9 protein-coding genes and 1 pseudogene are annotated in these 8,721 nt (G+C 62.7%); 2 read left to right on the plus strand and 8 right to left on the minus strand.

Features of this window, described 5'->3' with window-relative positions; all coding sequences use genetic code 11:
* Positions 1-81 precede the first annotated feature (81 nt).
* Genes B1C78_RS02805 through B1C78_RS02815 form a run of 3 tightly spaced genes read right to left on the minus strand, consistent with a single transcriptional unit; the run spans position 82 to position 2,180 of the window.
* Entirely contained in the window at positions 82-522 is a 441-nt protein-coding gene (locus tag B1C78_RS02805; protein WP_175628217.1) for a LysR substrate-binding domain-containing protein, read from the minus strand.
* 5 nt (positions 523-527) lie between these two features.
* A complete protein-coding gene (locus tag B1C78_RS02810) occupies positions 528-1,274 on the minus strand; it encodes an SDR family oxidoreductase (RefSeq protein ID WP_077277626.1) in 747 nt (248 codons plus the stop codon).
* Positions 1,275-1,313: 39 nt separating this feature from the next.
* Positions 1,314-2,180 (minus strand): alpha/beta fold hydrolase, encoded by an 867-nt coding sequence (locus B1C78_RS02815; RefSeq protein WP_175628218.1) that lies wholly within the window; start codon positions 2,178-2,180, stop codon positions 1,314-1,316.
* 419 nt (positions 2,181-2,599) lie between these two features.
* On the opposite strand from B1C78_RS02815, the gene B1C78_RS02820 reads away from it, so the two are divergent.
* Positions 2,600-3,682, plus strand: coding sequence for a DUF7482 domain-containing protein (locus tag B1C78_RS02820; protein WP_245795279.1), 1,083 nt, complete (start codon positions 2,600-2,602; stop codon positions 3,680-3,682).
* 389 nt (positions 3,683-4,071) lie between these two features.
* On the opposite strand, the gene B1C78_RS02825 is transcribed toward B1C78_RS02820, so the two are convergent.
* From B1C78_RS02825 to B1C78_RS02840, 4 genes are all read right to left on the minus strand, one after another.
* Entirely contained in the window at positions 4,072-4,758 is a 687-nt protein-coding gene (locus tag B1C78_RS02825) for a haloacid dehalogenase type II (protein WP_077277629.1), read from the minus strand.
* Positions 4,759-4,785: 27 nt separating this feature from the next.
* Positions 4,786-5,268, minus strand: a complete 483-nt coding sequence (locus tag B1C78_RS02830) for an AAC(3)-I family aminoglycoside N-acetyltransferase (protein ID WP_077277630.1) — start codon at positions 5,266-5,268, stop codon at positions 4,786-4,788.
* A 47-nt stretch (positions 5,269-5,315) separates the two neighbouring features.
* Positions 5,316-6,392 carry a bifunctional DNA-binding transcriptional regulator/O6-methylguanine-DNA methyltransferase Ada gene (gene ada / locus B1C78_RS02835; protein WP_077277631.1) on the minus strand — a complete coding sequence of 359 codons (1,077 nt, stop codon included), beginning with the start codon at positions 6,390-6,392 and terminating at the stop codon, positions 5,316-5,318.
* A gap of 110 nt (positions 6,393-6,502) precedes the next feature.
* Complete coding sequence (locus tag B1C78_RS02840; protein ID WP_077277632.1) at positions 6,503-6,844, minus strand: winged helix-turn-helix transcriptional regulator; 342 nt, start codon at positions 6,842-6,844, stop codon at positions 6,503-6,505.
* Between the two features lie 117 nt (positions 6,845-6,961).
* Between B1C78_RS02840 and B1C78_RS02845 the strand changes: the two genes are divergently transcribed.
* The gene (locus B1C78_RS02845; protein ID WP_077277633.1) at positions 6,962-7,198 is read left to right on the plus strand and encodes a thioredoxin domain-containing protein; all 237 of its coding nucleotides are present in this window, start codon (positions 6,962-6,964) and stop codon (positions 7,196-7,198) included.
* 699 nt (positions 7,199-7,897) lie between these two features.
* Here the strand turns inward: B1C78_RS02845 and B1C78_RS17315 are convergent.
* Positions 7,898-8,721: pseudogene (locus B1C78_RS17315) on the minus strand (hypothetical protein); the annotation flags it as partial.

The raw sequence follows: 8,721 nt of genomic DNA on the forward strand, positions 1-8,721 counted from the left end.
GGCCCTTCATAGTTTCTATGCTTCTCATTCCAGAGGCGGCAAGAGACAGGCCGGGGGACCAAATTCATGCGCGATCCTTGCTCAACGCAGGTCTCCATGCCGGGATACGGCCTCCATCCTTCGCAACAACTGCTCGCGCATGTAATCCCGAAACACACGCACGCGGGCCGGTGCGTCACGTCCGGCCACACTGATGGCATGGAACGTCCCCCGGTAGACGGTCCAGTCGGCAAGCACCGGAACCAGCCGCTCCTGCGTCAGTGAGTTCCCGACCACGAACTCGGGGAGAGCCCCGATGCCCGCTCCGGCCAGAAGCAGGCTATGCACACCGGCGTAGCCGCTCACCTGCATGGCGGGCACCCGGTTCACCTGTGCGTGACGTCCCCGCGGCCCGGTCAGACTGAGTCTTGCGGGTGCCCCGGGGCCCGCGCGGGCCAGGACCAGATCATGGGTATCGAGGTCTTCCGGAGAACCTGGAGCCGGGCGACCGGCCAGATAGCCGGAACCGGCAAAGAGCCGCACCCTGACTACCGTCCGCCGCTCACGTCGATGAACGAGCCGGTGGTGTACGAGGCCTCGTCGGAGAGCAGCCAAAGGATCGCCTTCGCCACCTCCTCGCAGGTACCGCCGCGCTTCATGGGCACGATGTGCTTCAGGCGGTCGACCCGGTCCGGCATGCCGCCGGCGGCATGGATGTCGCTGTAGATCAGCCCCGGGCGCACGGCATTTACGCGAATGCCCTCCTCCGCCACTTCCTTCGACAACCCGATGGTGAGCGCGTCGATAGCGCCCTTGGACGCGGCATAGTCCACGTACTCGTTCGGCGATCCCAGTCGCGCCGCCATGGACGAGAGATTGACGATCGCCCCGCCGCTGCCGCCCCTGCGCGTGGACATGCGCCGGACTGCCTCCCGTGCGCACAGGAAACTGCCGACGATGTTGGTGGTGAACACGCGCTCCAGCCGGCCCGCATCCATGTCCTCCACGCGCATCTGCTTTTCGAGAATGCCGGCATTGTTCACCAGTGCCGACAGGGTGCCCAGTTCTGCGTCCACGAACTCGAACAGTCGGATCACGTCCGCCTCGCTGCACACATCCGAGGCCACGGCCACGGCCCGACCCCCGCCATCCGCCACCTCGCGAACCAGCGCATCCGCGGCATCCCTGCTGTGCAGGTAGGTGAAGCAGACGGTATATCCCCGGGACGCCGCGAGCCGGACGGTGGCGGCACCGATCCCGCGGCTGCCGCCGGTCACGATCATGACTTTGCTCATCACAGAGGCCTCCTCGCAGGCTTCATGTTCTTGACCCGTTCATTGATGTCGGTTGAGAAACTCCGCGGCGATCGGACCCATGTCCCTGGCTCCCGCAAGCCACGGGCAATAACCGCCCGGGACCGTGTGCAGTTCCGCGTGCGGCATCGCCGCGACGATGCGTTTCCCCACTGCCGGGGCGCCGAACGGATCGCCTGTGCCCCAGATCAGTAATGCGGGATGATGTATCCGCGCAAGCTGATCCCTCGTCAGCCGCGTCTCGGCCCGGCTGCCCCACAGTGTAATCAGGGCATGCAGCATGGACACGAACGTCCTGCCATAGGCGGGCTGACGCCCCGTGGCCGCGAGCAGATCAACGAGCTCCGGGACGAGCGCTTGCGCACTCGCAATACCTCCCGGCAGTCTTCCGCCTTTCCGGGAAGGGCGCACCAGCCGCCTGGACAGGCCGGCGACCACCCGCATGGACAGCAACCGCATCGCCAATGGAGCCGACGTGTCCAGTACCATCGCCGGGCACCCCGCATGCACCAGCGCCGTGACCCGCCTGGGCAGATCGAGGCTCAACCAGCTTGACCAGAGAGATCCCAGGTAACTGCCCACGAACGCCGCATGGTCGAGCTCAAGTTCGTCAAGCACCTCACTGAGAAAACGCACGGCCCTGAACCGCAGATCCGCCGTGAACCAGGGCGTGATGTCCGTCAGACCGAAACCGGGCAGATCAACCGCGTAAAGGCGGAACCCCCTGAGTTCCGCCATCAGGGGCGCCCACGCGGCGGCCGGTATGCCCATGCCGCCGACCATCACCACCGGCGGACCTTCGCCGGCTACCAGTACGTGAGCCATGCCGTGCGTCGAGGCGGCCCTCACATACTGCGATTCCGCCTCGATGCCATAGCGATTCAGCATCCGGTGCTGGGCACTGATGAAACTATCCCTGGCATTCCCCATCTGTCTGCCTTGTGCGATTCGAAACCGGAAAACAACACCTTACCGTGCATCATCCTCGCCCTTCGCAAGTTCAGTCCACAAAACACGCGTTCACCACGCATTCACGCAGTGTGCCGGCCATGCGGCGTGGAGAGCCTGCTGTATCCCGGTGCAGAAGGATAACTCCCTGACTGCCCGTCGAGCTCACTCGTCCGGAAATCGCCCCGGAACCCGACTCTCAGATGCTCCCGTGTGAATCTGCAGGGGCGACCGTTGCGTATTGATACAAGACGGGCCCGATGAGTCCACTGCTCCGGACGCGTTCGCCAGGATATCGGTGGGCCGGGTCGAGCCTACGCATGGTACTCCCCATTACATTACAGGAGGACGAGATGAACATGCAGAGAATAACTCGACGTAACTTCATGCGACTCGGTGTCGGCGGCACCAGCGCACTTATTCTTGGCTTGTACGGTTGCGGCGCCACACCGGGTGCCGCACCCAGGGCATCCGCTTCAGGTGCGGGTGGAACGACGAAAGGCACCGTATTGGTGGGCGACGTCATCGACCATGCCCTGACATCCGATGCATGGCCGGGCGCCTTCGGTTACGTCACCTTCAGAACCCATAGAGCCCTTCATGACGGCAGGTCCGTGTATTACATCCGCACGGATGCATCCGATGCAGAGTTTGCCGAGAGCGAGCGTCTGGTCCACGTCCCCCTGCTCAATGCAGCAAGGGATCGGGGCATCACCAACGACCTCTATATCTTCGACGATGATCGCATACCGGTCATCCGCCATGCACCCGGCAGTGACAGTTACACGCCCCTGTTCCAGATCCACAGTGTCTCCGGCGGGGGCAGGCTTGAATCGGCCTCGGCAATTGACGCAGCCTCGCGTGACGGCAGCATCGAGGTCGAATCCACGCCCGTCCTGGTGAATTATCCCCTGGTCAAATGGAACGGCGGCGGACTCACGGTCGATGACGCGAAGGAGGAGTACCTGGGTGGCGGGCAACTCATTGAACCGGTGGACACCGAAGGTGGCAAGGTCACTTTGAAACTTCATGAGGCGTTCCCGGGAAGCTACTACATCCTGACGGATGCCTCTCTCGGCGGCCCCGCGGACATGATGAATGTCCCGGTCTCGGCTCCCACCTGGGAACTCAACAGGCACCAGGCCACCGACAAGGTCTGGGTGTTCGTCAATGGCGTTGAGGGTTCCGGCGCCATGGGCTTTCAGCCTGCCGTATTCGGCCACCAGGCCGGTCACCCTGCCTGGAGTCCCTTCTGGGATCATTATGCCCTGGAATGGATTGATCCGGACAAGGCAAGGCTGCTCACCAGTGCTTCCAATATCCGCTCCCTGCGGGAAGCCGGTGATCTGAAGGAGTACAACGGTGTTCCCCCCACCGATCCACAGGGGTTCGTTGTCAACTGCTCGGTCCCGGTGATCGGTGGAAACCGTACTGGCGCGTAAGGCCAGGAGAAAAGCGGGAGTCGCGGGCCGCGCATCATCCCTTGCACTCGTGGCCTACGGCTCCCGCGCCTTGTGGAGGCCGGATATTGCACCAGGGATCGCGAACGATCGTAGTCTCTCTTCCTGTCTCGCCCCTTCGTCTTGCAAGAGAAGCGCATCTGTAGGTCGCCCTTCAGGGCGACAGACGCGGCTTGGTCAAGTATCGCCCGTCGGGCTAAAGCCCGACCTACAGCCAAGCGAGACAGGCCCGGAGGCTGCAAGCATCGCGATAGGCCACACCGGCCGCCCTGGTGCAATGTCCGGGCCAGGAGATGTTACGGTGCTTCAGGCGCTCCGTCCGTGCGGATCATCAGGAAACCGGGGCGCGTGCCCCGGCCTGCGCACACCACTCAACCCGACGTCCGACTCAGCTTTTCGGGCAATTCACCCAGACCGCTTACCGTGATCGTCGGATCGATGCCCCAGGGATCGAACACCGCCTCAGGCGAACGCTTCACCCACGCCCCCTTCATACCCGCGGAGATTGCGCCCATGACATCGAAGGGGTTGCCGGAAACGAGCCATGCATCGGCGCCGGTCGCACCGGCCCTGCGCAGGAAATGGGCATACACCGCCGGATTCGGCTTGAAGGAGCGCAGATCCTCGACGCTGACCACGCCCAGGAAGAAATCCCTGACACCGGCCGTTGTGAGCAGCGTTTCCACCGCCGTAGCGCTGCCATTGGAAAAGGCATGCATCCTGAACCCCGCGTCGCTCAGGCGTTCCAGGCTTCCCACGACATCATCGTAAGCCGGCAGCACCCGGTACACCTCCAGCAGGCGTTCCTTCTCCCCGCCGCCCAGATCGATCCTGTAGGCGGCGCAGAGGTAATCGAGTGCCTGGCGCGTGCACACGGAAAAGTCCGCGTAGTTCTGCATCAGTCCGCGGCGAAACGTGTACTCCAGCTGCTTCTCCCGCCACACCCTGGAGAACTCCGCCGCACGATCACCCACCGCCGGCATCTCGCGCAAGGCCGTCACGACGCCGTTCGTGTCGATCAGCGTTCCGTAGATGTCGAAAGCCAGCGTCGCGGGCATGCGGGGACTCCTCCGGATCGAACCTGTTCAGGCATCCGACTCCGGATCCCGGACAGGAAGGTCAAAGTGCAGGACATCCTCTCGAATCCCGAGCCTGCTGTACAGGGCGATCGCCGGGTGATCGCCATGATCGGCCTGAACGAAGACCACCCAGGCGCCTCGTTCGATCGCCACCCGCTTCAAGGCCTGTATCAGCGCCGTGCCGATGCCTTCGCGCCGGTGACCTTCCGCGACCGCCAGGTCATAGATATAGATCTCGCTGCGCGCCTGCTCGAACTTCTTCAACTCATACGCGGCAAGTCCGCCCACGACCTCCTCGCCCTTCAACGCCGCCAGGGCGATGAAATAATCACTCCCCAGCAATCGCTCCAGGTAATCCGCGTCCGGTTTCGCCCCGGTGTAGGTTTCGCGTTCGTTGAAGGCCTCGCCGAACATGTGCAGCATGGAATCCATCAGGCGCACATTGCCGGGGGTGACAAGCTGAATGCTGACCGATCCGGAAGATGGCATTGGCGGCTGTCTATCGTGTGGCATGGGCCGGTGACGCGGCACGTTCTCTATTGTGCCTGCTCTTCCCGCTCCAGGAGCGCGCGTTTGCGCGCCACGCCCCACCGGTAGCCCGACAGCGACCCATCCTGACGCACCACCCGGTGGCAGGGAATGACGACTGCAATGGGATTCGATGCGCAGGCGCGCGCCACGGCCCGGGCGGCGCCGGGCGCGCCGATACGCCGGGCCAGTTCCGCGTAACTGACGGTCTCCCCCGCAGGGATCTGCCGCAATGCATGCCAGACCCGGCGCTGAAACACCGTGCCCCGAATGTCCAGAGGCAGGTCGAGGCCCGTACCCGGCGCCTCAATGAAGGCGAGCACCGTACCGACCTGCCGCTCGAACGCCGGATCCCCCCCGACCAGTTCCGCACGGGGGAAGCGGTCCTGAAGGTCACGCACCAGCGCATCCGGGTCATCACCCATTGCGATGAAACAAATCCCCTTCTCGGTACTCGCCACCAGGACATGGCCCAGGGTACACGCGCCGACCGCGAAACGGATTCGTGTCCGTGCACCGCCCGCCCCGTATCGACCCGGCGTCATGCCCAGCGCACCCCCGGACTCCGCGTAACCGCGGGCACTGGAGCCATAGCCGGCTTCGTGGATCGCCCGGGTCACGGACCCGCCCTCCTCCAGCGCACTGCGCAGCCGTTGCGCGCGGTGAGCAACCCCGTAGGCCCGTGGCGTGAGGCCCGTGACCGCCTTGAAGATCCGATGCAGGTGCCAGGGGCTGAACCCGGACCGTCGGGAGAGTTCATCAAGCGTGGGGACATGATCGGAGTCCTCGATGTAACGGCACAACGCCGCCACGGTCTCGACATGTGCGTCGTCCTGCGATGCCCGATCCGGCCGGCAGCGGCGGCAGGGCCGAAAGCCCGCCCGTTCCGCATCGTCCGGGCTGGCATGGAAATCGACGTTCTCGGGCCGGGCCAAACGTGACGGACAACTGGGCCGGCAATAGACCCCCGTCGTTCTTACCGAATACACGAACCGGCCGTCCGCCGCGCGATCACGCGCCGCGAGTGCCGCCCAACGGGGATCCTGGATCACCTTGGCTGCACGGGTCTTGTGGGCGTCGGCCATGCTAGTTAGCTCCGGAACCGGATTCAGTGGTCTGTACAGCGTAGGGCACAACGCACGCCGGGGCATCCCGATTCTTGCTGTCGAATCCCGCCCCGGGAACGCGCCCCAGATCACCTGGTCTGCGGACGGCCGATCTCGGTGTCGAGTGCGTGAATCTGCTGAATGATCCTGATGAGTTTCCTGCCTGAGTCGGTCAACGAATACTCCGTACGTGGCGGAACCTCGGGGAAACTGTGCTTCTCCAGCAGGCCATAGGATGTCAGCTTGCGAAGCCGCTCTGACAGGACCTTCGTGGAAATGCCCTCAATATGCCGTTCCAGGGCACCGGGACGGTTGATGCCTTCCCCGACGGACAGCAGCACCGACACCGACCACTTGCACCCGACCACGTCCTCGAGCTTGCGATAGGCACCGGCATTACCGGCGCGAAGTTTTTTCTTCTCTGTTTTCATCAATCTACACCAAAAAGTGCCTACCCCACTCCTGGGTGCCCGCTTCTCCTGGAGCCCATGAAGCGCTAGCTTCCGAAGGTGCGCACCATCAAAGCCACACACATCAGGAGTCTGATTATGAGCAAGAAGGCGATCTTCTACCATGCCGGGTGCCCCGTCTGCGTCGCCGCCGAAGACAGCGTCGCCAGGGCACTCGATTCCTCCCGTTACGACGTGGAAATCGTCCACCTGGGAACCGACAAGGCGCGAATCCCTGAAGCCGAAGCAGTCGGAGTCAAGTCCATACCTGCGCTGGTCCTGGAGGGTGCACCGTTTCACATCAACTTCGGGGCTCATCTGTCCGATCTGAAGTGACGGACTGTACGGGTGCGGCGTCACTCCGGACACCGGAGGGGCGCCGCGGCCTGATCAGTGATAACCGGGAGTGACCGGTCGGCCAACGCGGTCCGATGATTCGGACACGACGGCCTGTCATCCAACGTCGCCTGTACAGGGGGTAGTCCGCAGTAGTTCCGGCTTGATCTGACGCCTTGCTTGAAAAGAGCAAGAAAATCCCTCCGTCCCCTTATCCACCTTATCCATTTCGTGACGGCGGTAGGTGTCCTGATGCAGGCGTTACGGGGGGCCCCAACGCTGTCCCTGCCTCATTATGAGGTCTTTCTCATTGACAACTACCCCCTCATATATCTTGTACCCTTCGATACTCCCAATCTGCTGAAGGAGTATCTCCAGCAGTTCTCTGGTGTGCGCATACCGTCTGTCACAATCCTCCGCATATCTGATGAAATACTCCGGATGCGGCGGATTGTACCCCTCAGAAGCAATCCGATACCGAACATGCAGACCTAAATCTCCTATGGTTTCGGAGATCTCATTATTGAGCTGTATCACTGCATCGGATGTATGAAGATCACCCAACAAGTCGAAACGCACAATGCAATCGCTGCGATCCCCGAGTGGAAAGGGGTACTCCAATGGGGACGCATCTGAACAGCCGACAATCAGGAGGGAAAGCGCCAGAGCGTGTATCGATAGGAGCCCTCGCATGGACTGTCACCTCTTCTCGTCGACCAGAGCGAATACCCTCACAGTCACACCATGAGAGTTGTCGTTTGGGGATTGTTGCCTGGGTAGCTCTATCGTCCAGAGGTGCCCCCCTTCCGATTCGTAGCCTGCATCGATCACCCGAGTCACTGTCTTGCCGAAACCCACGTGGCCTCCTACGTTGAAGTCCGGTTTCGGCCTTGTTCGACCGAATGGCATGAGCGGGCGTGCAACCGACTCCACGGCCCCGTCACGATCAAGCGGGTTAACCCAGACCATTACGTGAGCGCCATCCAGACCAAGGGTGTGACTGGTGAGCTCAACCTTCAACTTACGGTTTGAGCGCACCTGTTCCACCTCCCCGTGCGTGCGAATTACCCTTTCTAGCCGCCATTCTTCACCCGGCTGATGTCCGGTTGATTCACTCTCTTGCGTCTCTTTCAAGCGGATCAGAGCGGTAGCATCGTTGACTCCCGCATGAGGCGCGGGACCACTTTCATCCGAGGATGAATGAGGCTTGGTGGTCGACGAGGGTGGCTTCGCGGAGGTTGATTCTTGCGCGATCGCTTCGTGGGCACCTGCCAACCTTGAAGCAGTGCTATTTGTGTTGTTTCCGGCTGCGGCCACACCCCTGCCACTTAACCCGCCTCCGAGATGCCCCACTCCGGCGCCCATGTCGAGGCCGATGTTCCCAGCCCGGATGTCGATCCGCTCGGCCTCGAGGGTGACGCGCCGGCCCTTGAAGGCGATGTCGCCTGATCGGCTGACGCTCACGGCGCCGCCCGCGGTACCGAGCCGTGCGTGGGCACCGGTGCTCAGGCACTGGATCTCGC

This window comes from Thioalkalivibrio denitrificans, from assembly GCF_002000365.1.
Taxonomy (GTDB): Bacteria; Pseudomonadota; Gammaproteobacteria; order Ectothiorhodospirales; family Ectothiorhodospiraceae; genus Thioalkalivibrio_A; species Thioalkalivibrio_A denitrificans.

What these genes read in the sequence shown, in the direction of transcription:
- B1C78_RS02840 (WP_077277632.1), bottom strand. Translation starts at nt 6,844, where the DNA reads ATGAAAACAGAGAAGAAAAAACTTCGCGCCGGTAATGCCGGTGCCTAT.
- B1C78_RS02825 (WP_077277629.1), bottom strand. Translation starts at nt 4,758, where the DNA reads ATGCCCGCGACGCTGGCTTTCGACATCTACGGAACGCTGATCGACACG.
- B1C78_RS02810 (WP_077277626.1), bottom strand. Translation starts at nt 1,274, where the DNA reads ATGAGCAAAGTCATGATCGTGACCGGCGGCAGCCGCGGGATCGGTGCC.
- B1C78_RS02815 (WP_175628218.1), bottom strand. Translation starts at nt 2,180, where the DNA reads ATGCTGAATCGCTATGGCATCGAGGCGGAATCGCAGTATGTGAGGGCC.
- B1C78_RS02845 (WP_077277633.1), top strand. Translation starts at nt 6,962, where the DNA reads ATGAGCAAGAAGGCGATCTTCTACCATGCCGGGTGCCCCGTCTGCGTC.
- B1C78_RS02830 (WP_077277630.1), bottom strand. Translation starts at nt 5,268, where the DNA reads ATGCCATCTTCCGGATCGGTCAGCATTCAGCTTGTCACCCCCGGCAAT.
- ada (WP_077277631.1), bottom strand. Translation starts at nt 6,392, where the DNA reads ATGGCCGACGCCCACAAGACCCGTGCAGCCAAGGTGATCCAGGATCCC.
- B1C78_RS02820 (WP_245795279.1), top strand. Translation starts at nt 2,600, where the DNA reads ATGCAGAGAATAACTCGACGTAACTTCATGCGACTCGGTGTCGGCGGC.